Origin of the sequence: Mesorhizobium sp. J428, assembly GCF_024699925.1 — a bacterium.
In the GTDB taxonomy this organism is placed as follows: domain Bacteria; phylum Pseudomonadota; class Alphaproteobacteria; order Rhizobiales; family Rhizobiaceae; genus Mesorhizobium_A.
Genome location: NZ_JAJOMX010000001.1, coordinates 2,136,855 through 2,159,008, shown reverse-complemented (window position 1 = coordinate 2,159,008; position 22,154 = coordinate 2,136,855). Strand labels below are relative to the sequence as shown.

The window sequence follows — 22,154 nt, the reverse complement described above, 5'->3', positions numbered from 1 at the left end:
CGGTTCCGATCAGCCCTTGCTGCCCGACATCGCGATGCCCTCGACGATCTTGCGCTGGAAGATCAGGAAGAAGAGGAGCGGCGGTATCGCGGCCAGGAGGTTTGCCGTCATGACCACGTCGACCGTCTGGTGCGACAGTGGCGCGTTGAAGAGACCCACGACCTGCCCGACGGTGTACATCTCGGGGCGGGTGCCGACGATCAGCGGCCACATGTAGTTGCCCCATGTCTGCATGAAGGTCAGGATCGCGAGCGTGATCATGGCGTTGCGGCAGAGCGGCAACGCCACGTACCAGTAGATCTGGAAGTGCCCTGCCCCATCGAGCCGCGCCGCCTCGATCATGTCGCGCGGGATCGAGCGCATGAACTGGACCAGCATGAAAAGGCCGAAGGCCGAGGCGAGGCCCGGCACCACCAGCCCCTGCATCGTGTTGAGCCATCCGAGCGACGAGGTCAGCAGATAGGTCGGAATGATGGTCGCGGCGGTCGGGACCATGAGGGACAGCATGACGGTGCCGAAGAGGATGCGCTTGCCGGGGAAGTCGAACTGCGAGAACTCGAACGCGGCGAGCGAGCCGACCAGCAGCACACCGGCAATGGTCAGGACGGCGTAGAGCAGCGAGACGAGGTAGGCACGCAGATAGCCGGTCTCGGCGAAGATCATGTGGATCTTGTCGATGCCGGCCGAGATCGAGGTCGGCCAGAGGCGCGGATTGATCGAGACGGGTTCTCCGGGCAGGGAGAAGACCACGTTGACCATCCACCAGACCGGGAAGACCGCGACAATGGCGACGACGATCGCGATCGCCCATTTCAGGACGAGCCAGATCGAAACGCTGCGCGGGGAGGTTACGGTGCTCATCGACGCTCCCTCCAGGCCCGCACGCCGAACATGAGGGCGGTCAAGGTGACGATGGCGACGGTGAGCAGGAAGCCGTAGGCGGAGGCTTCGCCAAACCTCACCTCGCCGAAGGCGCGGCCCATCATGTCCATCACCGGGAACAACAGCGCGCCGCGGCGGCCGCCATATTCGGAGAAGGACGAGCCGGTCAGCAGCCAGGGCTTGTCAAAGACCTGCATCGCCGAGATCACGCTGTAGGTGATGACGAAGAACATCACCGGGCCGAGCATGGGCACGGTGATGTGCACGATCTGCTGCCACTTGTTGGCGCCGTCGAGCCGTGCGGCCTCATAGAGTTCGGAAGGGATGTTCTTCAGGCCGGCCAGGAGGATGACCATGTTGAACCCGGCCGAAACCCATACGTCCACGGCGATGAGGGCGTAGATCATCGTGCCGGTGTCGTTGAGGAAATTGACCGAAGGTATCCCGAGCCAGCCCAGGATCATGTTGAGGAGGCCGAAGTTGGGGGCGTAGATCCAGCGCCAGATCGTCGCCGCGAGGAAGGCGGGAAGGACGACCGGCATGAAATAGGCATTGCGGAAGAAGCTCGCCCAGCGACCGGTGAAGCTGTCGACCAGAAGTGCGAGGCCGAGCGCGACCAGGATGCCCAGCGGTACCGTGATCGAGATATAGGTCAGCAGGTTCCACATCGCCCGCGAGAAGTCGCGCGACCCAATGACCTTCTCGTAATTGGCAAGACCGACGAACTGCGGCGGCTGCACGCCGTTCCAGTCGTGGAAGCTGTAGAAGAAGCCGCTGAAGATCGGATACAGGAAGAACGCCGCGAACAGGATCATGAACGGGGCGATCATCAGATAATGCGGCAGATGCCTGCGATAGATCGGCATGGTCGAACCCTGCTGGCGTCGCGGCCGGGAGGCTCCCGGCCGCGGCTCTCAGAACGAACTGGTCACTCGGCCAGGCAGTCGTTCAGCTCGGCGATCATCTCGGTGGCACCCTCCTCCGGCGTGTAGTCGCCGTCCGCGGTTGCCGACACGAATTCCACCACCGTCGACGGATAGCACGCAGGCACCGCCTTGATGAGGTAGGGCGGCTGGACGTCCATGGCGTATTTCACCGCTTCGACCGAGGCGGCGATGAGCGGCAACGCAGCCACGTCCGGCTCGCTCATCGCGGCCGCGTTGGAGTTGTAGCGCGAGAGGAGCTTTGCCCAGCGCGCCATCTGCTCCTTGGCGGTGATGTAGGAGGCGAACTCCCAGGCGATGTCGAAGTTCTTGCCCGGTGCGACGCCGACGATCTCGTAGTTCTGGATGCCGCCATGCTTGTCTGCCGTGTCGCCGGGAACCAGCACGAAGTCATACTTCAGCTTGCCGTTCTTCGCCGCCTCGGCATAGGTCGGATTGACCCACGGACCGACCGTGTGGAATGCGAGCTGGTCGGTGATGAACAGGTCCTTCGTCGCCTGGTCGTTGCGGCTTGTTCCCGAATTCAAGGGAGCCATGTCCACGAATTTCTGCAGCACGGTGGCCATCACCTTGGGGTCGATCCGCGTCTTGCGGTTGTCCCAGTCGATGCCCCAGGTGCTGACGTCGCCGGAGACGGCGTACATCTCGGCGATCGAATTGAAGACCAGAGCCTGGTCGGGGATGGCGAACATCCCGGCTTCCTTGATCTTCTTCATCTGGTCGAGCCACTCGGTCCAGGTCGCCGGAGGCGTCTTGGTGTCGATGCCGGCCTTTTCGAGCACGGTCAGATTGCGGAACATCAGCGAGCCGTAGCCGGTGTAGGGCAGGCAATACATCTTGTCAGGCGCTGGAGAGCAGTTGTCGATGGCGCTCTTGTTGAACTGGCTGCGATAGTCCTCGGACATGGCCATCCACTTGTCGTGGAGGTTGGCCAGCGCACCCACCTCGACCAGCTGCGCGCCGGTGCCGAGCCCGTTCATGAAGACATCGGGGAGGTTGCCGCTCGCAGCACCCGCCACCTGGCCGGCGGTCAGGTCCGCATCGCCCTTGCCGACGATGTTGATCTTCACGCCCGGATGCTTTGCGGCGAATTCGCTGATGAACTCCTGCTGCAGGGCCAGCGCGTCGCCTTGCGCGAAATCGGAGTAGACCCAGTATTCCAACGTCACGTCCTGGGCCATCGCCATCCCGGTCGAGCCGACCGTGATCAACGCAGCGATGCTGCTCCACAATTTACTGCGCATGGCCATTCCCTCCTGTTGAAACGATCCACACGAGGCGCCCCTATCGGCCTCAATGTGTGTTAGGCACATTAACAAATAAATGATGCAAGCCAAGAGTCAATCGTCAGCCGCGTCGCCTGAAGCGGCTGACCGAAGAATCTCGCTGCTCTTGGAAAGACGGGGTTTCGACGGTCAGCCGTCGTCGCCCAGAAGCCGGCCCATGGCACGTTCGACGGCCAGCTTCTCGATGCCGAGGACAGTCGCGTCGACGCCCAGCAATGTGGTTCGCACCTCGACCGGATAGGTCAGGATATCCACGACCTCGCGCACCTTCGGCAGCAGCAGCGGCGACGCGCCCAGCCCGCCGCCCAGCACCACGAGACCGGGATCGACGACGCTGACGCAGGTGGCGACCAGCGCGCCGATGTCGGCGGCATGACGCTCGACATGCGCTTTCGCCACCGGATTTCCCTTCTCGGCCATGGTGAGAAGCTCGCTGGTGTTCGCCGGTGCCGGACCTTCTTCGCGCGGCCAGGTCTCCCGAACGCGCGCGATCAGCGACTCTGTTCCGAGATACCGCTCGACGGCGCCCGGCTCCGGCGCGATTCCGGGCGCGAATGGAAAGCTGAGATGGCCGATCTCGCCGGCCGAGCCGGTCTTGCCCGAAATGAGCTGGCCGCCCAGCATCAGGCCCATGCCGATCTTCAGCCCGATCTGCACATAGGCGAATGTGTCGTGCCCGCGGGCTGCGCCAAAGTGCTGCTCGGCGACGGCGGCACAGTTCACATTGTTGACCAGGAGGACATCGACGCCGTCGGGCGGGCTGAACGCGCTGAAGATGAGATTCTGGTGCGTGCCGGCGACGTCTCCATCGGGCCCAACCACCCGCGTGGGAACCGCGATGCCGAGCGCCCGCAGCGGTCCCCATTCCTCGTGTGCCTCGGCAAGGGCGGCCGCGACCTCCTGGGCCACGACGCGGCTGATCTCTTCGTTCAGCGAGAATTGGCTGCCCGGAAGGCTGCAGACCCGGCTGTGCAGAAGGCGGCCGTCGAGGGTCGAGACGCGCAGGCGGACATGGGTCGAACCGGCGTCGACGGCCATCACATGTCCGGCCTTCCGTCCGACGCGGTGCTGAACGGCGCTACGGCCGAGCGGCCCCTATGCGCGCCCATCTCCTCGACATAGCCGGGGCGTTCCAGCTCGGCGATCGCAGCCGACATCGTCGGCCGCGACAGGCCGAGCGCCGAGCCGATCTGCGGTCGCGTGGAAGGTCCTTCGGCCACCAGGCGGCGCAGAACAGCCTTCGCGCTTCCCGTCAGGGCGGGAAGCTGCCTCGAACCATGAATCAGCACGGGAACTCTCGGTCAACGATTTGTAATTTTAGCTAACTTTCATATCATCGACAACGCGCGCAAGCGAGACGGATATCCACGAGGGTCCGTTGAGGCTTTCGGTTCGAGGTGGAAATGCCGCCACCTGTCGATGGCGGCATCCGCAGCTAAATCATTCGGCGGCTTGGGCGAGCGCCTGTCTCAACACCCGGCGGCCGCCTCGACCATGTTGATCAGGGGCGCGCACTTCGTCCCATTTCCGGGTCTTCACCCGCAATCCCTCTGTTCGGGTGCTACGCCGCGAGTTCTCTTCGGACGATTTCGGCGCCCGCACTCAAGGCCTTCAGCTTGCCCGTCGCCACCTGGCGAGACAGGGGGGCCATGCCGCAGTTCGTGCAGGGGTAAAGCTTGTCGGCATCAACGAACCGAAGCGCTTTCCGCAGCGTCTCGGCAACGTCTTCCGGTGTCTCGACGGTGTTAGTCGCGACGTCGATGGCACCGACCATCACCTTCTTGCCGCGGATGAGTTCGATGAGATCCATCGGGACATGGGAGTTGTGGCACTCCAGCGAGATCAGATCGATGCTGGATTTCTGCAGCTTGGGGAAGGTTTCCTCATATTGCCGCCACTCCGATCCCAGAGTCTTCTTCCAGTCCGTGTTCGCCTTGATGCCGTAGCCGTAGCAGATATGGACCGCGGTCTCGCATTTGAGGCCTTCGATCGCTCGTTCCAGGGTGGCGACACCCCAGTCATTCACCTCGTCGAAGAAAACGTTGAACGCGGGCTCATCGAACTGAATGATGTCGATCCCGGCTGCCTCCAATTCCCTGGCCTCTTCGTTGAGTATCTTGGCGAACTCCCACGCCAGCTTCTCGCGACTCCCGTAGTGGCTGTCGTAAAGCGTATCGATCATCGTCATCGGGCCGGGCAGGGCCCATTTGATCGGCTGCATGGTCTGTTGCCGTAGAAACCTGGCGTCTTTGACAAAGACGGGCTTCTGGCGAGATACGGCGCCGACGACCGTCGGGACGCTAGCGTCATAGCGGTTGCGAATCCTGACGGTCTCGCGCTTCTCGAAGTCGACGCCGCTGAGGTGCTCGATGAACGTCGTGACGAAATGCTGCCGCGTCTGCTCGCCGTCGCTGACGATATCAATCCCTGCCTGTCGCTGATCGTCGAGGGAGAGACGCAGCGCATCCTGCTTGCCCGCGATCAGTTCTTCGCCCTGCAGTTTCCAGGGAGACCAGAGCTTCTCGGGCTCTGCCAGCCAGGAAGGTTTCGGCAGGCTGCCGGCGGTCGAAGTGGGCAACAGTGTTTTCATCGGGCAAAGGCCTCGTTTTTCGATGAGTCAGAGAGCGGAATTGGCCGACCACTGCTCGAGCATGGTCCGGTAAGGCTTGATGAAGTTCTTCTCCGCGAACCGTCCCTGCTCGACACCCAGGCGGCTGCGCTCTTCTCGGTCGTAGACGACCTGCGTCAGCGAGTAGTCCTGATGCTTCAGATTAGGCTGGTAGCATGCCCCTGCCGCGGAATTGGCGTTGTAGATCTCGGGACGATAGATTTTCTGAAACGTCTCCATCGTGCTGATGATGCTGGTAAGCTCGAGATTGGTGTAGTCTCCGAGCAGGTCGCCGATGAAATAGAAAGCCAGCGGCGCAACGCTATTCGGAGGCATGAAATAGCGAACGGCCAAGCCCATCTTGCTGAAATACTGATCGGTCGCGGAGAGTTCATCCTGCCGATATTCGACACCCAGGATAGGATGCTGGTTGTCGGTTCGGTGATAGGTCCTGCTGCTCGACGCGCTGATGCATATGATGGGAGGCTTATCGAACCGCTTCGTGTAGGCGTTTGAGTTAATGAATGACTTGAACAGCTTCCCGTGCAGATCGCCAAAATCAGGCGGAGTGCTAAACTCCGAACGGTTCTTGTTGTGCTCGGGGAGCAGAACATTGAAGTCGTAGTCGCGTACGTAGGAGGAGAAGTTATTGCCCACGACGCCTGCGATCCGCTTGGCGGTCTTGTGGTCAACGATCGTCGTGCTCAGCATTTCGATGAGCGGGAAGGAGGGACCGTCGGCTTCGGAATCGATCTCGAGTTCGACCGAAATGATATCGAGTTCGACGGAATAGCGATCGCCTTTCGGGTTGTCCCAATGCGCCAGGGCATTGAAACGATTGTCGATCATCCGCAAAGCTTTGCACAAATTCTCCTGCCGGTTCGCCCCTCTCGCGAGGTTGGCAAAGTTGGTGGTGACGCGCGTCTTCTCCGAGGGGCGGTAGTCCTCATCGAAGCGAAGGCTCTCGATGCGAAAAGCAAAGTCGTTGCCCGGCGTGGTCTGCCGACGATCAAGACGTGGAGCGCCCTGGAGGGAGGCTGCAAATTTGGTGTGGGACATGACTTACCCCAATGAGTTGGGGCGTGGGTCAGCGGACACATAGCAAGACAGGCCGCTAAGCGACCCCGCTACGGCACACCGGGACACCCCGCCCGTGGACGTTACTTCGCCGTGGCAGGTCTCCTGGCTCGCGGGTCGTCGCCTTCGCCCGTCTTCCCGAGACTTTCGCCTCAGTGACATGAGTGGGCTTGGCTCTCCGCCTACAGTTGCGGGGGCAGCGCCGGTATTCGACCGGCTTCCCTCTTAGCCTGCGAACGATGTGTTCGTAGGAACCATGGCGCGGGAATTGATATACGGACGAGAAGGCAAGTCAAGCATGATATAAAGAAATGTTTATATCTTTACGTCTTGCCTTTCAGATCGAGGAATAGTGCTCTTGGATCATGCTCGGCGACGCTGGCCGATTCCGGCTGATAATGCCGAGGCTGCCGCGCATATCGCGAAGGGACAGCAAAAAGGGCCCGGATACCCCGAGCCCTAAGCCATTCAAATCTAAGGAAAACTGGAGCGGGCGAAGGGATTCGAACCCTCGACCCCAACCTTGGCAAGGTTGCGGACAGGCTTTTCCGGGGTTTTACCTAGTGGGACTGGCTTGCATTTCCCACTATTTTTCAACCGTTTATTGATCTCCGTCTGCCCAGCGCGGTAGTCACCATGTGGTCACCATAGACGATGGTGACCACCGATTGGGAGTCGGAAAATGGCGAAGGAAGGCTCGACAAGACTCACGAAGACCGTAGTGGACGCCATTCCCGCGAGTAGCGAACGCCGCGTCGTCCGGGACAAGGAATTGTCGGGTTTCGGTGTCCGCGTCGAGGCCAGCGGAACGAAGACCTTCATTATTCGATACCGCGCCAATGGCGGCGGACGGAACGCCCCGAAACGATTCCATTCGATCGGCCGCTACGGAAACCTGACCGTTGACGAAGCGCGTACGCAGGCAAAAGAGCTGCTCGGCGCGGCCGCGAAAAGTGAAGACCCTGCCGGCGACCGCCAGGCGAAGCGCCGCGAAATGCTGATGGCCGATCTGATCGACATCTATGAAGAGGAAGGGTGCTTCATCCAGCGCGGTATCCGGCAGGGACAGCCAATGAAGCCTCGCACTAAGTCATATACGATCGCGCGACTGCGGCATCACGTCGTGCCGCTGCTCGGACGTAAGCGCGTGTCGGAAGTCGGTGCGGGCGAGATCGAGCGCTTCGTGCGCGACGTAACCAGCGGCAAAACCACGAAGGATGTGAAAGTTGGATTTCGCAAGCGCATCATCGTCCGTGGCGGCGAGGGAGCCGCGCGGAAGGTCGTGAAGGATCTGTCGGCGGTTTTCAGCTTCGCGGTTCGGCGGAAGATCGTGCCCGCGAATCCGTGCGACATCGCCGCCGTCAGGAAGTCCGACAACCGGCGCGACAGGTATCTGACGATCGACGAGATCAGCCGTCTTGGGAAGGCTTTCGACGCGCCCGAACAGGAGGGAGCCAACGTCAAGGCGCTGAATATAGCGCGGCTGTGGGCATTGACGGGTTGCCGGCGAGACGAGATTGCTGCGCTTCGGTGGGGCGAGGTGGATTTCGGGCGCGGCCTTCTCATTCTGGATGACAGCAAGACTGGAAAATCCCTGCGGCCGCTCGGCGCTGCGGCCGTCGCGCCGCTGGACAGCATTGGCAAGAGGCCGGGTTCGGGCTTCGTGTTCCCCGCAGAGCGGGGAGACGGCCACTATCAGGGGACGAAAGGAGTTTGGACGAAAGTCGTCGCCCAGGCTGGGCTGGCGGGCGTGACACCTCACACGTTGAGGCACACGATGGGGTCGACTGCCGTTTCCACGGGTGAGGCGCTGGCTCTGACGGGAGCCATCCTCGGCCATGCGAACATGCGCTCCACTGCGATCTACGCGCATATGCAGAACAACCCATCCCGTCGCGCGGCCAGCCGGGTCTCGCGCAAGATAGCGGCTGCGTTGGCAGGGGCCACCAAGGGATCAGCACGCCGAGAGGAGTCAACCTCGCCGAGCCTGCAACTCATCGAGGGTTCGGTGGAGGCCAAAGCCGCCTGAGCCCCGACGGCAGACGGCTACGGTCTACGAAATGAAACTCGATGTCGAACCCCTTGGATTGCTGGCGGAGTTATCGAAACATCGGTTTGACCGTAGATTGCAGTCACCTGCCCAAGAAAGGAAACCGAAGTCTCCATCACGCCAGATGAGCGACTTGTGACAAGATTTCATAGGACATTTCCCGCGAGACGCGGAACGGCATTCTCCGAGCAGCCGTTAAGGGGACGGGCATATCAGCGTTTCCCTTGTTGCAAACGACTAAATCGGCGAGTTCGCGCCCGAATACCGTTCCCGGTGCAATACCTCGTCCATTGTAACCGGAGAGACTGACGACGTTGGGTGCAAACTTGTGAAAGCGCGCAGCGCGTCCGCCGTCATTCCTATGTGTCCATACCACTCATGCTCGAATTTGACGTTTTCGAGATGCGGGAAAAGACGTGACAGGGCGCGACGCGCCCAAGCCTTCTGGATCATCGTCCCCGTGCCGCGGAGTGCCCCAACACTACCGAAAATAAGTCGGCCGGCCCTATCGAGGCGAAAGGACGACAAGATGGTCCGTGTATCCCACGCTCCTTCCTTTCCTCGCAGAACGGTGCCCAAGAGTTCAGGTGGGAGCGGCCTGGTTGCAAAATTGAAATATGGCAGGCGAACCTGCTCATCAGCGAGTTGGCGCCAAGGGCCCGTGCTGCAGACATCCGTGCAGACGACGATCCAGTTAGCATCAACGCTGCCGTCGTTGGTGCGAACGAGCCAGCGAGTTCCGCTGCGCTCGGCGTCTCTTACGGCACTTGAGGTATAGAACCGAGCACCGGCTGCCATCGCCGCCTTGGCAAGCCCTCGAAAGTAAGCAAGTGGCTGCAATGTTCCCGCCCGTAGATCGAGCAATGAGCCTGCATAGCGGTGCGTTCCCAAGGGTTTGGCTGTTTGGTGAGCATCGAGCAACTCGACGGGAGCCCCGCGACGCTGCCATTGCTCGGCTCGTCGTGCGATTTCGCTGAAGCCTTTCGCGCTTGCGGCACAATGAAGCGTGCCGTTCCGTTCCAGCTCACACGAAATGTCATGCTTCTCTATGAGGCGCATGACGACGCTTGGACCGTCCGCCAAGAGTGTAAGCAGCCGCTCTCCATATTCCTGGCCGATCTCACCTAAGAGGTCGTCCGGCGGCATCCACATCCCGGCATTAATGAGGCCGACATTCCTGCCTGCGCCGCCAAACCCGATCTCTTCCGCTTCCAGAAGAACGACCTAGGCACCTGCTTCCGCGAGATGAAGTGCGCATGACGTGCCGGCAATACCCTCCGCCAACAACTACGACATCTTCGCGTAGATCGGCGGTCAGAGACGCAGTTTGTGGTGGCTTTGGTGCGCTTGCGCTCCAGAGGCCGTGCGAACGGAGACTGCTTGTCATTGCGGCATCCTCGTGCCTGTCTGCAATCGGCGACAAAAACTTCCGCGGCGCTCCCGGTCGCGTCTGCCGGGGTTTCGGGATCTTGGAAGAGATGCGGGAGACGGCGTTGCTGGCGGGGAAGCCGATCTGAACCCGACTGCGGCCCTCAAGGCTTTACAGATCGGACGTAGAAGCCTCTTCGCATCCCGCGGCAGCCCACTACTGCCGCGGCACTCCCTTGCAAATCTCAGGGCGAGTTCGTAGTCGATCATCGAGGCGATGCGCTAGTTCACAATAGGCCCCGAAGGCGCAACTGTCAGTTTCTCTACGCCGGCTGCTTTCACAACGACAGTTTCGCCGGAAGAGACGCGGAGTCCTGATTCCGTGTCTGCCAGTGACGGATGGAGGAAGATTGTCATGTCCTCCTCGATCACCTCTTCGGAATTGCCAATAATCATGGGAGCTGAGACCCAAGTCGGCGGGTAGCAGATACCCATCTGGTAGCCGTAGGACTTCCGCAAATAGGCGCCCAGGTCATGCTTGAGATAGGTCTGGCTCACCGCCGCATGCACGCTACCGATCGTGTTACCCGGCCGCATTTTCTCCTGTCCTGCGTCCCGCGCCTCCTCGACGATCTTGAGAAGGTCACTCAGCCTCTGTCGGGGAACGTCGCCGACCAGGACATGGAAATAGATGGCGGTATGATAGTGCCTGTAGCCGCATCCGATCTCGAACATGAACTGGTCAGTTTCAGCGACATGGTGCCGGCCGGTCGTATAGCGGCCGAGCTTTGACGCTGGGCCGCATCCGATCGGATAGCGCAGCGCGCACGGATCGCCATCGTTCTCGTAGATCGTCTGGGCAAGGGCTCCGAAGATCTTCCCCTCGAAGACGCCAGCCCTGGTCTCCGCGATAGCAGCTTCCGCCATCAGTTGGACGATGTTTGCGGACTTGCGCATCATCTCGATTTCGGCCGGCGTCTTCACCAGGCGAAGCCTGTCAATCGTCGGCGAGGCATCGGAGAAGCTGCACCAACCTTCGAGAGCGGCGACGATGTCGACGTAGAGGTCGGCGCGGTGACCCATCGTATTGTATTGAACACCGACTCTTCCGCCCGCGAGACCGTGGTCCTGCAGCAGAGACTTTACGGCCTGCCCTCGGCTCGATCCGGCCAGCTCATCGAAGACCATGCAACCTTCCAGGATTGAGCTGTAGAACACATTGTTGTAGTCCGCCTGCCGACCGAGATAGGCAACCTTGCCATCGGCCGTAACGAGCATGGTGTGGAAGACATAATAGCCATCCGTATCCAGGCCCGTGAGCCAATACATGTCCTCGCTTTTGAATAGCAGGAAGGCATCGTAGCCAGTGGCCTTCATAGCCCGGGATGTCTTGTCGAGGCGCCGGGCATATTCCTCACGGGTGAAATGGATTCTTGGCAAATCGGACACGGTAAACTCCGGTGGGTGTTCCTGTTGACTGTCAGAGGATCTTGGAGAGGAAAGCGCGAAGCCGTGGCTCTTCGGCATTGTCGAAGAACGGTTTGGGCGGTGCATCTGCTAGAATCTGTCCCTCCGCCATGAACACGATGCGGTCCGCTACCTCACGCGCGAAACCCATTTCGTGCGTCACCACGATCATGGTGATCCCCGAGCGCGCTAGTTCCTTCATCACGTTGAGGACTTCGTTGACATTCTCAGGGTCGAGCGCGGAAGTCGGCTCATCGAAGAGCAGCAGACGCGGTTCCATCGCCAGCGCTCGTGCTATTGCCACACGCTGCTGCTGACCGCCGGAGAGCTGCGAAGGGTGCTTGGCAACCTGATCGAATATCCCAACGCGCTTCAGAAGTTCGTGCGCTCGCTCCTCTGCTTTCGCGCGGTCGAGACGCCCGGTTCGCCTAGGTGCGAGCGTTAGGTTGTCCAACACCGACAGGTGTGGAAAAAGGTTGAAGCTCTGAAAGACCATGCCGACGTCGCGGCGAACGGCAAGAAGGTCTCGCCGAGAGCCTGGCAATCTGATCCCGTCGACGGTGATTTGACCCTCGTCGATGGTTTCGAACCCATTGACTAGCCGCAGGAAAGTGGATTTCCCGCCTCCGGAGGGCCCAACGATGCAAACGACTTCGCCAGCTCTCACTTCGAGAGACACGTCGCGCAGGACATGCGTGCTTCCGAAGCGTTTGTTCACCGCGCGCGCGTCCACGACGATCTTGTGTGTCACAACAGCATCCATGTTATTTTCGCCGATCGAGGTGGGCTTCAATCGCCCGCGAGGCCATGCTGAACGGAAAGATCAGCAGGAAGTAGATGATCGCAACGACGGTGAAGAACTCAAAGTAGCGGAACCTGAGTGAGCCCAGCGTCTGCGCCTGATAGATAAGTTCTGCCACACCCACTACCGAAACCAGACCGGACATCTTGACCAGATTGGTCACCAGCAAAGCGGAAGCTGGCAGCATTGCCCGAACAGCTTGGGGAATGACGATGTCGGTCCAGAGCCAAAACTCCGAAATGCCCAGTGCGCGTCCGGCTTCCCATTGGCCTCGCGAGACTGACTGGATGCCAGCTCGCGCGATCTCGGCAAAGTATGCGCCGGCGACCAGCGACATGGACAGGATACCTGTATCCCAAGCATTTGGCTTGAACGTGAAGATGAACGGACCGCAAAAGTAGATCCAGAAGACCAGCACGGTTTCCGGAATTGCTCGAAAAGTGTTCACATAAAAGGTGGACAGCCAGAACATCGGCCCTTTGCCCAGCAGTCTTCCGAAACAGGCGACTGCTCCTGCGATGACCCCAAGGACCATCGCAACGACGACCAGCATGACCGTATTTTGGAGCCCCAGGAGCAGCTCGTAGCGATAGAGGTAGATCACGCCCCAATCGAAGCTCATCGGACGCCTCGCTGGTCGGAGCCGAGGAACCTCTCGAGCTTGTAGGTCGCGGTGCCGAATGAATAGCCGAGCACCCAATAGATTAGCCCGGCAAACGTCATGACCTCGATCGGCTTGTGAGTGTAGAAGGCGATGTTCTTCGTCTGCGTCATCAGTTCGCCGACGGACAGCAGCGACAGTATCGCGCTCGCCTTGAAGAACCCGATCGCGAGGGAAGCCAAGGGCGGAATGATGATGCGAATTGCCTGCGGCAGAATGACATCAAACCATCGGGACCAGGCCGGCAATCCCAGCGCGGTTGCGGCTTCATACTGGCCTTTCGGAACGGCCTGTATGCCGGCGCGAGCAATGTCGGTGAGATAGGCGCTCGACTGCATGGTTATGGCGATGACGCCGCTCTGGACCGCGGTAGTGGAAATGCCGGTCACCGTCGGCAGTGCGAAATGGACCCAGAAGAGTTGGACGACGAGCGGCGTATTGCGCCACACCTCGACATAGGCAATGACCAGCCATCTCGCGGGCCAGATGCCCTGAATGATAAGCACTGCGAAAACGACGGCTACCGCAAAGCCTACGACCATCGCGAAGGTCGTGATGGCAAAGGTCGTTCCGACTGCCCGAAGGAACGCATAGCGGTATTCGTAGACCACCGAAAAATCGAGCGCGCGGATCGCCTCGAAATTAAGGAACTGAGCGATCCATAAAAGGATCACCAACGCCAATCCCGTCGAGACGATGTAGGTCCAGGGCACGGTGGTTGGGGCCACCGTGCCGCCGTTGAAGGCGCGCCTAAGAATAGCTGCCGGAGGCACCTGCTTCACTCCGGCGTGTTGCCACGATCAAGCTCGCCGAGCCACTTCTTGGTCAGGTCGGGAAGTGCCCCGCTTTGCTCCAGCCTCGCGAGGACCACGTTGAGGTATTGCTGAAAGTGATACTCGCCCTTGGGCACCATGAACGCGAACGGTGTCGGAAGAACCGGCTCGACGATTTCCTTGAAGCTCAGTTGGGGGTTGTTCTTGATGAACGCGACATTGCCCGCGCGCGTGGTGACCGCGCCGGTCGCACGTCCCGCGGCAACCTCCAGAAGAGCGCCATTCGACGTATCTCCGAGCAGTGCCTTCAGTTCGGCGTTCTTGAAGTTGTCTCGCGACCAGCGATCTTCGGCAGTGCCGACCGTGAAAGCGATGATGTTCCCTGGCTTGTCGAGTTCTTCAAGATTTGTGATCGGCGAGTCGCCCGTCACGAAAACGCCCGTCGCGTCATAGGAAAACGGATTCGTGAACAGAACCTGTTCTGCCCGCGCAGGCAGAATGAACGTTGGCGCCAGCGAAACATCGCATTTGCCGGTTGTGATGCTCTGAAGTAGGACGGGCCAGGGTGCGTCGACGATTTCGAGCTTGACGTCCATCATCTTGGCGATTTCACCGCCGATGTCGATGTCGAGCCCTTCCCATTCATTCGTCGCCGGATTTTTCACAGCATACGGATAGTAGTTCGAAATGCAGGCTGAGAGCACGCCCTTCGCCTTCACCTTTTGGAACATGTCATCCGCGGCGTAGGCCGCCGTCGACAGCGATTGCAGTCCGGCGAGCGCTAGTGCTGCTGCAACGATAGTTATTTTCATTGCTGGTTCCCCTTGCTTGGTTTGGGCTTTCCACTGCCATGTGACTGCGTCTCTCTTTGCTCTTCTCTCCCAGCAAAGCGTATGAGGTCGCTCGTAGTGTGGTCATGTCCGTTGTGTCGGACTGTTTGTTCAACCGTGTATTTACCGTGTATAACAAACCGTCACATGGCTCGCAAGAGCTTTGCGGTTAGCCCGACATCGAAAGAGGCTGAGGGCAAACGGCCGCGTGTCATCACGCCGCCGTCGTGATTGTCGGTGGTGTTGAGCGCTGGATTTTGAGATGGCTAGCTGCGGGCGACGAACCCGGTCAGGATGGCGTGAGCCCAGTCGTTTCGGCCCACGCGCTGCGCGTCTGCTGCCGCGGTCTTCCAGTCATAGTCGACAAGGTGAAAATCGACAGACCAACCTTGAGACGTGCGCTTCAGAATCGCATACCTGGCGTGCCGCGAGCCCGCTTCCATGCGATGTGGCGCGCCGAATCCCGGATTCCCGAAGGCCGGAAGCCCGACGCTTCCAGGATTGACCACCACCTTGCCGTTCTCCAGTTGCATGGCCCGCTGGATGTGCGTGTGCCCGCACAGGATCAGCGACACGTCTTCGCCCAAGCCCGCTGTCATTGCTTCAACTTCTGCAGGGTCTCGCGCGACCGGCAGTCCGGCACCAGCATCCTCCATGAGATATTCCAAGTCGGATGTCGGCGAGCCGTGAACCAACGCGATATCTTCAAAGCGCAGCGTTGGCTTTCGTGTCCGCAGCGTCTTGAACCGCGCCGGGTTTTCCGGAGGCCGTTTCGTTTGAGTCACGCGGCCATGGCTGGTTCTACCAGCATGGCGTAGTAGCGTTCCTCGGCTTCCGCCGGCGGGATGTTGCCGATGGGCTCCAGCAGCCGGCGATTGTTGAACCAGTCCACCCATTCCAACGTCGCGAACTCGACTGCCTCGAATGAGCGCCATGGTCCGCGTCGGTGGATCACCTCGGCCTTGTAGAGACCGTTGATGGTTTCGGCGAGAGCGTTGTCATAGCTGTCGCCGACGCTGCCGACCGACGGCTCGACGCCGGCTTCCGCCAGGCGCTCGGTGTATCGAATGCTGACGTATTGGCTGCCTCTATCACTATGGTGCACGAGCCCACCGCGATGGATTGGCCGCCGATCGTGGAGAGCCTGTTCCAGAGCGTCCAGGACGAAGCTCGCATGCGCCGTCCGGCTCACCCGCCAGCCGACGATCCTTCTCGCATAAGTGTCGATGACAAAGGCGACATAGACGAAGCCGGTCCAGGTCGCGACGTAGGTGAAGTCGGAGACCCACAGCATGTTCGGTGCCGGGGCATGGAACTGGCGATTGACGTGATCGAGCGGACAAGGTGCGGCCTTGTCGCTCACCGTGGTGCGGAGCGGCTTGCCGCGGATGATGCCTTCGAGACCCATGGCCTTCATCAGGCGGGCAACCGTGCAGCGGGCAACATCGAAGCCCTCGCGCTGCAACTGGCGCCAGACCTTGCGAACGCCGTAGACGCGGAAGTTAGCCTCGAACACGCGGCGAACCTCATCCTTCAAGGCTGCATCCCGTCTTGCCCGAACCGACAGCCGGGAGGGATCGACGCGCTTGGCGACACGGTCATGGTAGGTCGACGGGGCAATCGGCAGCACCTTGCAGATCGGCTCGACCCCATGCGCCCCACGATGATCGTCGATGAACGCGATCATGGCCTGAACCGGCGGTCGAGCTCCGCCTGGGCAAAATACGCGCTCGCCTTGCGCAGGATCTCGTTGGCTTGCCGAAGCTCGCGGTTCTCGCGTTCCAGAGCCTTGAGCTTCGTCGCCACATCCGTAGGCACACCGGCGCGAACGCCGCTATCGCGCTCGGCCTTCTTCACCCACTCATGCAACGTCTGCGCCGTGCAGCCGATCTTGGCGGCGATCGACGACACCGCCGCCCACCGCGAGGTGTGCTCGCCTTCGTGATCCAGAACCAGCCGCACCGCGCGGGCACGGACCTCGGGAGAAAACCTGTTCGTTGTCTTGCTTGTCATGGCTCCACCTTCTCAAGGATTGGAGCCTCCGATCAACCCGGCGCGGTTCATCTCAACCCGTTCCTTGCCGAGCCGGTCAAGTGTGAAAGCGTCGCTCTTGTTGAGCTGATCCGGGGGCAGCGTCAGAAGCTGGCGCTCATGGTTGCCTGCTATGGCAACTACATCATGGCTCCGCATACGCTCGAACGTCTCGAGTGGACGAAGCGGCCCAGAGACCGTATCGCCGAGGTCAAGGAGTCGATCATATCCACGGGTCGATGCGTCCTTCAGCACCGCTTCGAGAGCTACATCGTTTCCGTGGATGTCCGATACAACGGCGATACGCAATTTGAGTTACTCCATCATAGGCAGGCTTCTGCAACCAAGCGGGGCCGTGGCGCGAAGCGTGACGAGAACCGCCGGTAACTGAGTCCGATTTCCTGGCGCGCGAGACCACGGGTGATGAACACCAATTGAGAAGACCGGGGCGTCATCGAGTCTGCTGGCAAATGGACGGGCGGGTGCATGATATGCTGCACGCCATGAATGGCGAGCACCCCCCCCGACGCGCTCGTCCGCAGCAGTCCTTTGACGCGCAGGATTTTCTGGCCGTGGGAATGAAGAAGCGCCGATAGCCAAAGTGTAAATACTGGCCAGTCCACGGGTTCCTCAAGCGGCAGCACGAACGAAGAAATGTCTTCCGTGCTGGTTTCTGCCGGTCGATCCGAGGGTTGAGGACCTCCAAATGTTGGAGCCGAACAGAACAGGTCGACGACGTTGAACTCCGGAGATTGAGAGTCCAACACCCGTATGTCGGGAGAGATTTCGGCGACATGGCGGTGAACGTGCGAGAGAGGGCATGCCGACCGCAGGTCGGTTTTTGTCACGACGGCGGTGTCACAGACGGCGAGCTGCTGGCGGGCTTCAGGGAACAGCTCGATGTTTCGGGGGCCGGCGACCGCATCTACGACCGCTATGACCGTAACCAGGTCGATATGCGTTCGCAGCCAAGGATCTTCCGCAAGAGCAGCGACGATCACCGACGGATCGGCTAGGCCGGAGGTTTCGAAAAAGATGGTTGTCAGCTTGGCGCCACCTGCCACCTTGGATCGCCGAACGATCTCGTGAAGCGCTCGGCTGACTTCCGGCAGTCTCGCCCTGCCCGCCGAGATGAGCTGAATGTCTTCGGCGTTATGCACAAGCAGGTCTTGATCGACACCGACCTCGCCGAACTCATTGACGACAACGCCGCTGCCTTCGCCCTCGGCTGACGCAAGGAACCGTTTCAGCAGGGTAGTCTTTCCGCTGCCGAGAAACCCTGTCAGGACCACCAGCGGTATCCGATTAGGCATCGGCACGCCTGCGGTAGAACGCATCGGCGAGAGGATCAACGACCGTGCCAGACAACGCTTCTATCTGTTGCCAAACATCCCCGAGTGAGGGTGCGAGCTTGAGGCGTCCTTTGGCATCTTCCAAAGCGAGTGTTTCGCCGTCCCAGTCGCTTACGCGCAGCACAAGTGGAACGAGCAGATCGTTCAGAATGTCGATTCGGCGGCGCCTCTCGTCTCGGTAGTGCTGGATGTCCTCGAAAGGGAAGCGTTCGTTCCGTTGCCGGCCGAAGTCGCTCCAATGTTCTCCAGCACCGAAGATCGCGCAGACCTCGCACATCAGGCCGCATCCGACTGGCCGCCGAGCGAGATGTCCATCTTCGTGGTCAGGCTCTGCGTGAGGGTCTCGGAAACGCGCTTGCGGGCCAGGCCGGCATGAGAGCGCGCAAGCGCTTCGGCGCGATCCGCATCTCCGCTTTCGATTGCGTCGACGATCTCCCTGTGCTCGCGCAGAATGTTGCCGACATGGCTTCGGTAGGCCTCTTCAGAAGGATATGCTTGATACGCCATCGCAAGGCGTGAGATGCGCAGGTTCCCGGTGAGAAGCTGCAAGTAGAACTGCTCAAGAACTTTGTTTCGACAGCATGCGGCTATGGCCGCATGAAACCGCCAGTTCGATTCCAGCATCTGGTCCGCCATGCGCTTGCCGGCCACCTTCTCGAAGGCCTCGCACTCTTGCCTGATGCTTACAAGCTGAGACTCGGTTCTGCGGATCGCGGCCCAACGGGTCACAAGTCTTTGCGCGACGTCGAACGCTTCCAGGTGCTCCCGAATGTCGTTCCAACCCATCGGAGATACGCGAGCGCCCCGGTTCGGAAGAAGCTGCACAAGGCCTTCACCGGCCAATCGGACAAGTGCCTCCCGCACCGGCGTCCGCGACAGTCCAAGCCGCGTTACCACGGTAGCCTCGTCTAGATCGGCTCCGGGCTCCAACGACAGAGACACGATCTCGTCGCGGAGGGCACGATAGGCGAACTCGCTGCTGCCCCCCTTCACGATTTTCGGTGTGGTTGACCGCGATGTTCGGCGCGTTGCTCTTCCGGATGTCATCTAAGGCATGCCTCCCCGGCAATTTTGCGTTGACTATGTATAAACGGTGTATTTATGAATGGCAAGACGCAGGGCGAATCGTCCCGTGATCCTACCCTGTCCGCGAGCATCGAGGCATATGATGGTTCCGAGTGAATATGATCTGGTCATCGAGAACGGGACTTACTGGACGCCGACAGCGCAGTGCAAAGCCGATATCGCAATATCGAGCGGAAAGATTGCAGCAATCGGGACGGCGCTTGGGCCTGCTCGGAAACGCCTTGACGCCACTGGCTTGGATATCCTGCCGGGCATCTGGCATGTCCACTGCCATTTCCGTGAGCCCGGCCACACCTATAAGGAAGACTTCGAGTCGGGGACAAAGACCGCTGCCGCCGGCGGCGTGACCGTGTGTATCGACATGACCAACAACACGCCTCATCCAACCACTCTGGAAGATTTTGAGGCGAAGAAGGCCCTCGTCGCCCCCAAGGCCTACATAGATTATGCCCTTTATGGCGGCGGTCTCTATCCGAGGACAGTCGAGCAGCTTGCAAAGGCTGGTGCGATCGGCATCAAGATATTCAACACCCGCCACATCAAGGAGGTGTATCCCTACATCTCCGAACTCGGGGTTCTCGATCACGGCATTCTTTACGAGCTTTATGAAGCAACCCGCGACGTGGGCCTGAGTGCGTCGGTTCACCACGATGATCCAGAGTGGTGCAAGCGGCTGACGTTCCGCGACTACATCGAGAAGAACAAAACCGATGCCGCCGCCTATCACGAGAGTTTCGAGCGCGGATATATGTATGGTCACGGCATGGTGGCTGGACTCGCCGCCTCCCTATACTACGCTCGGATCGCCGGGGTGAAACTCCACGTTCTGCACCTGGGGGTTATGCCTGTCGGGGCATATGAACTCATTCGGCACGCAAAGTTCGATCTCGGTCAGCAGGTCACGGCAGAACTCGAACTCGGTTCGATGCTGATGACCAAGCAGCAAATGCAGAAAATTGGACCTAATACCTACAATTGGGCTCACAGCCCGGAGGAGGGCTGGCGGAGTATCCACAACGGCATAGCTGATGTCGTGGTGCTCGAACATGCGCCGCATACGAGCGACGAGACCGAGCCAGGATGGCAGGATATGTTTTCCATTCCCCTCGGTATGACGGGCGCTCAAGAGTTTGTCCCGCTTCTTCTGGACTCCGTGAACAAGGGAAAGCTCACACTCAACGACGTGGCTTTGCTCGCGTCGGAGAAACCTGCGCGAATCTTCGGGCAATTTCCCCAGAAAGGCACCATCCAAGTCGGCTCCGATGCCGATCTAACGATCGTGAACATGAAGGAGGAGATCTTGTTCCGGAAAGCCGGGATGCTCTCAAGATCAGGGCATACGAGCTGGGAGGGGATGCGAGCCAGGGGCATACCCGTGCATTCGATTGTGCGCGGTTCTTTTGTTCTGCGGGACGGAAAGATCGTTGGTGTTGCTGGTCATGGGCGCTTCGTTCCGGGCACCGTGTCGCGTGGGGCGAACGCCCGCAAGACTGAAACTTCTCGTGAACCAGCCGCAAACATCACGGTTTGATTCATGCGCGACCAGCATCCAACATCCACGTCGCCTGACAGTGCAACGTGTCAGCTTCCTTCGCACGTTATCTACGCCTTCATCGACGAGCCACCATTCGGCGCGCCGGGTCCGGATGGAAAGCCGGTCGGCTACGACTACTCGGTTGCCGAGATCATCCTTCGCCGCTTGGGAATAGAACGTATCGACTCGAGACTGGTCACGTTCGGCGAGCTAATTCCCGGAGTGGTCGAGGGCAAGTGGGCCATCAATACGGGCATGTTCGTGACGCCCGGCCGCTCCAAGCAGGTCATATTCAGCCGTCCGATCTGGGCTCTTATCGATGGGTTCGTCGTGCAAGCAGGCAACCCGAAACGAATCTGTAGTTACGAAGACGCAGCACGCGATCGGACGGTCACGCTTGGCGTGGTCGAGGGAAACGTCCAAATCGAATCCGCGCTGGCCTCCGGGATTCCGGAGGAACGGCTACGGCGCTTCAAGAGTCAGCACGAGGTCGTGCGCGAGGTAATCGCCGGAAACGTCGATGCCTATCCAGGTGCAGCTTTGGCCCATCGAGGCTTCCTCACGCGGCTGAACGCGGAGGGTGTCGAGGTTGTCGACATAGCGCCAGGAACCCAAGCCTCCTTGCCTTTGGGCGCATTCTCGTTCGGCTCCCAGAATCTCTCGCTCACAAGAGTCTTTGATCGGGAATTGAAGAGCTTCCTCGGCTCTCCTGAGCACTTGCTTCTGGCAGAGCGTCACGGCCTCAGCAGGAGCGAGATTGATCCAATCTTGGATCAATGACGCCGTCAGCGTCTTGGTTACACGAGGTGTGAACCGATGTATTTCCGGAGTCTGAAGCGAGCAGTTCTCTGTGGATCTTTCGAACCAGCAGGGAGGTGCGCTTGAACGATGGAACTGCGTTATCTTCGTCAATTTCTTCCTATCTTGTTCCCGGCAATATGAAGATAGGAGCCAGTCGGCATGGACCGCGCAGCGTCGCCCGCGATTCTCGACCGGACAACAATCTGGAGCGCCTTGCTGGCGACGCCGTAGCAGCCTGCGGGGGAGACCTGAAGGCGACGATCAAGGCGCTAGTGGCTGACAATATCGACCTTCAGCGCGAGCTTGATTTCGCGTCTCTGGCCATGTCCTACGGCTTCTTGCGTGGCTGGTTTGCCCCGCAACGGGAAGCACGTGCAGATGCCGATCGGGATGGTGAGGACGGCAGGCGCAGTTAGCGGAGAGACCAGCGATACGGCCTTCCGCGTCGCGAAGCCGAGTGCCGATCGCGGGTAACGTCTCGGTTTGAATTTCGGCTTGCGACCTCCTAGAGGCCGTCCGATCGCGCAAAGGACACTTCCGGGAGCGGACATTCGATGCAGCTCCAAGGACAGTGGTAGCAGAGGCCGTTGACGGCGTGCCCT

22 protein-coding genes, 1 pseudogene, 1 riboswitch and 1 other annotated feature are annotated in these 22,154 nt (G+C 60.1%); of the genes and pseudogenes, 4 read left to right on the top strand and 19 right to left on the bottom strand.

The annotated features are described in order from the left end of the window. Positions 1 to 9: 9 nt before the first annotated feature. The 7 genes from LRS09_RS10865 to LRS09_RS10835 form a co-directional block, all read right to left on the bottom strand. On the bottom strand, positions 10 to 861 hold the full coding sequence (locus tag LRS09_RS10865) for a carbohydrate ABC transporter permease (protein WP_257806358.1): 852 nt from the start codon (positions 859 to 861) through the stop codon (positions 10 to 12). Further along, positions 858 to 1,748, bottom strand: a complete 891-nt coding sequence (locus LRS09_RS10860) for a carbohydrate ABC transporter permease (protein ID WP_257806356.1) — start codon at positions 1,746 to 1,748, stop codon at positions 858 to 860. Before LRS09_RS10860 ends, LRS09_RS10865 begins: the two co-directional genes overlap by 4 nt. Before the next feature lie 62 nt (positions 1,749 to 1,810). Continuing rightward, on the bottom strand, positions 1,811 to 3,070 hold the full coding sequence (locus LRS09_RS10855; protein WP_257806354.1) for an ABC transporter substrate-binding protein: 1,260 nt from the start codon (positions 3,068 to 3,070) through the stop codon (positions 1,811 to 1,813). 171 nt (positions 3,071 to 3,241) lie between these two features. After that, on the bottom strand, positions 3,242 to 4,150 hold the full coding sequence (locus LRS09_RS10850) for an ROK family protein (protein ID WP_257806352.1): 909 nt from the start codon (positions 4,148 to 4,150) through the stop codon (positions 3,242 to 3,244). Continuing rightward, positions 4,150 to 4,401, bottom strand: a complete 252-nt coding sequence (locus tag LRS09_RS10845) for a helix-turn-helix domain-containing protein (protein ID WP_257806350.1) — start codon at positions 4,399 to 4,401, stop codon at positions 4,150 to 4,152. Before LRS09_RS10845 ends, LRS09_RS10850 begins: the two co-directional genes overlap by 1 nt. 272 nt (positions 4,402 to 4,673) lie before the next feature. Beyond that, positions 4,674 to 5,702: a methionine synthase gene (locus LRS09_RS10840; protein WP_257806347.1), complete on the bottom strand. Its 1,029-nt coding sequence runs from the start codon at positions 5,700 to 5,702 to the stop codon at positions 4,674 to 4,676. A gap of 27 nt (positions 5,703 to 5,729) precedes the next feature. Continuing rightward, a complete protein-coding gene (locus LRS09_RS10835) occupies positions 5,730 to 6,779 on the bottom strand; it encodes a DUF1852 domain-containing protein (protein WP_257806345.1) in 1,050 nt (349 codons plus the stop codon). A gap of 95 nt (positions 6,780 to 6,874) precedes the next feature. Beyond that, positions 6,875 to 7,071: riboswitch (cobalamin riboswitch) on the bottom strand. 408 nt (positions 7,072 to 7,479) lie between these two features. Here LRS09_RS10835 and LRS09_RS10830 point away from each other — a divergent pair. Next, complete coding sequence (locus LRS09_RS10830; protein ID WP_257806343.1) at positions 7,480 to 8,826, top strand: site-specific integrase; 1,347 nt, start codon at positions 7,480 to 7,482, stop codon at positions 8,824 to 8,826. Positions 8,827 to 8,962: 136 nt separating this feature from the next. Here the strand turns inward: LRS09_RS10830 and LRS09_RS10825 are convergent. From LRS09_RS10825 to LRS09_RS10770, 12 genes and pseudogenes are all read right to left on the bottom strand, one after another. Further along, positions 8,963 to 10,234, bottom strand: a pseudogene (locus LRS09_RS10825) (NAD(P)/FAD-dependent oxidoreductase). Between the two features lie 263 nt (positions 10,235 to 10,497). Further along, positions 10,498 to 11,664: a Xaa-Pro peptidase family protein gene (locus tag LRS09_RS10820; RefSeq protein ID WP_257806342.1), complete on the bottom strand. Its 1,167-nt coding sequence runs from the start codon at positions 11,662 to 11,664 to the stop codon at positions 10,498 to 10,500. Positions 11,665 to 11,695: 31 nt separating this feature from the next. Continuing rightward, entirely contained in the window at positions 11,696 to 12,445 is a 750-nt protein-coding gene (locus LRS09_RS10815) for an amino acid ABC transporter ATP-binding protein (protein ID WP_257806340.1), read from the bottom strand. Position 12,446: 1 nt separating this feature from the next. Beyond that, positions 12,447 to 13,106, bottom strand: a complete 660-nt coding sequence (locus tag LRS09_RS10810) for an amino acid ABC transporter permease (RefSeq protein WP_257806338.1) — start codon at positions 13,104 to 13,106, stop codon at positions 12,447 to 12,449. Next, the gene (locus tag LRS09_RS10805) at positions 13,103 to 13,918 is read right to left on the bottom strand and encodes an amino acid ABC transporter permease (RefSeq protein ID WP_257806337.1); all 816 of its coding nucleotides are present in this window, start codon (positions 13,916 to 13,918) and stop codon (positions 13,103 to 13,105) included. The genes LRS09_RS10810 and LRS09_RS10805 overlap by 4 nt, the downstream gene beginning before the upstream one ends. A gap of 5 nt (positions 13,919 to 13,923) precedes the next feature. After that, entirely contained in the window at positions 13,924 to 14,730 is an 807-nt protein-coding gene (locus LRS09_RS10800; RefSeq protein WP_257806334.1) for an ABC transporter substrate-binding protein, read from the bottom strand. A 284-nt stretch (positions 14,731 to 15,014) separates the two neighbouring features. Continuing rightward, complete coding sequence (locus LRS09_RS10795) at positions 15,015 to 15,533, bottom strand: metallophosphoesterase (protein WP_257806332.1); 519 nt, start codon at positions 15,531 to 15,533, stop codon at positions 15,015 to 15,017. After that, positions 15,530 to 16,761 (bottom strand): IS3 family transposase gene (locus LRS09_RS10790; RefSeq protein WP_257804818.1). Its coding sequence is split into 2 segments (ribosomal slippage): positions 15,530 to 16,470 and positions 16,470 to 16,761, totalling 1,233 coding nucleotides; the frame shifts between segments, so codons are not numbered across the junction. The genes LRS09_RS10795 and LRS09_RS10790 overlap by 4 nt, the downstream gene beginning before the upstream one ends. Next, positions 16,361 to 16,477: a sequence feature (AL1L pseudoknot), on the bottom strand. Its footprint overlaps the gene before it by 117 nt. Before the next feature lie 12 nt (positions 16,762 to 16,773). After that, complete coding sequence (locus LRS09_RS10785) at positions 16,774 to 17,088, bottom strand: metallophosphoesterase (protein ID WP_257806330.1); 315 nt, start codon at positions 17,086 to 17,088, stop codon at positions 16,774 to 16,776. 14 nt (positions 17,089 to 17,102) lie between these two features. Further along, a complete protein-coding gene (locus tag LRS09_RS10780) occupies positions 17,103 to 18,071 on the bottom strand; it encodes a GTP-binding protein (RefSeq protein WP_257806328.1) in 969 nt (322 codons plus the stop codon). A gap of 13 nt (positions 18,072 to 18,084) precedes the next feature. Next, positions 18,085 to 18,408 carry a hypothetical protein gene (locus tag LRS09_RS10775; RefSeq protein WP_257806326.1) on the bottom strand — a complete coding sequence of 108 codons (324 nt, stop codon included), beginning with the start codon at positions 18,406 to 18,408 and terminating at the stop codon, positions 18,085 to 18,087. Further along, entirely contained in the window at positions 18,408 to 19,124 is a 717-nt protein-coding gene (locus tag LRS09_RS10770; protein WP_257806323.1) for a GntR family transcriptional regulator, read from the bottom strand. The genes LRS09_RS10775 and LRS09_RS10770 overlap by 1 nt, the downstream gene beginning before the upstream one ends. Positions 19,125 to 19,299: 175 nt before the next feature. On the opposite strand from LRS09_RS10770, the gene LRS09_RS10765 reads away from it, so the two are divergent. The 3 genes from LRS09_RS10765 (at position 19,300) to LRS09_RS10755 (ending at position 21,968) form a co-directional block, all read left to right on the top strand. After that, entirely contained in the window at positions 19,300 to 20,748 is a 1,449-nt protein-coding gene (locus LRS09_RS10765) for a dihydroorotase family protein (RefSeq protein ID WP_257806321.1), read from the top strand. A 3-nt stretch (positions 20,749 to 20,751) separates the two neighbouring features. Further along, positions 20,752 to 21,531 (top strand): transporter substrate-binding domain-containing protein, encoded by a 780-nt coding sequence (locus tag LRS09_RS10760; RefSeq protein ID WP_257806320.1) that lies wholly within the window; start codon positions 20,752 to 20,754, stop codon positions 21,529 to 21,531. Between the two features lie 101 nt (positions 21,532 to 21,632). Next, on the top strand, positions 21,633 to 21,968 hold the full coding sequence (locus LRS09_RS10755) for a hypothetical protein (protein ID WP_257806317.1): 336 nt from the start codon (positions 21,633 to 21,635) through the stop codon (positions 21,966 to 21,968). Positions 21,969 to 22,154 lie beyond the last annotated feature (186 nt).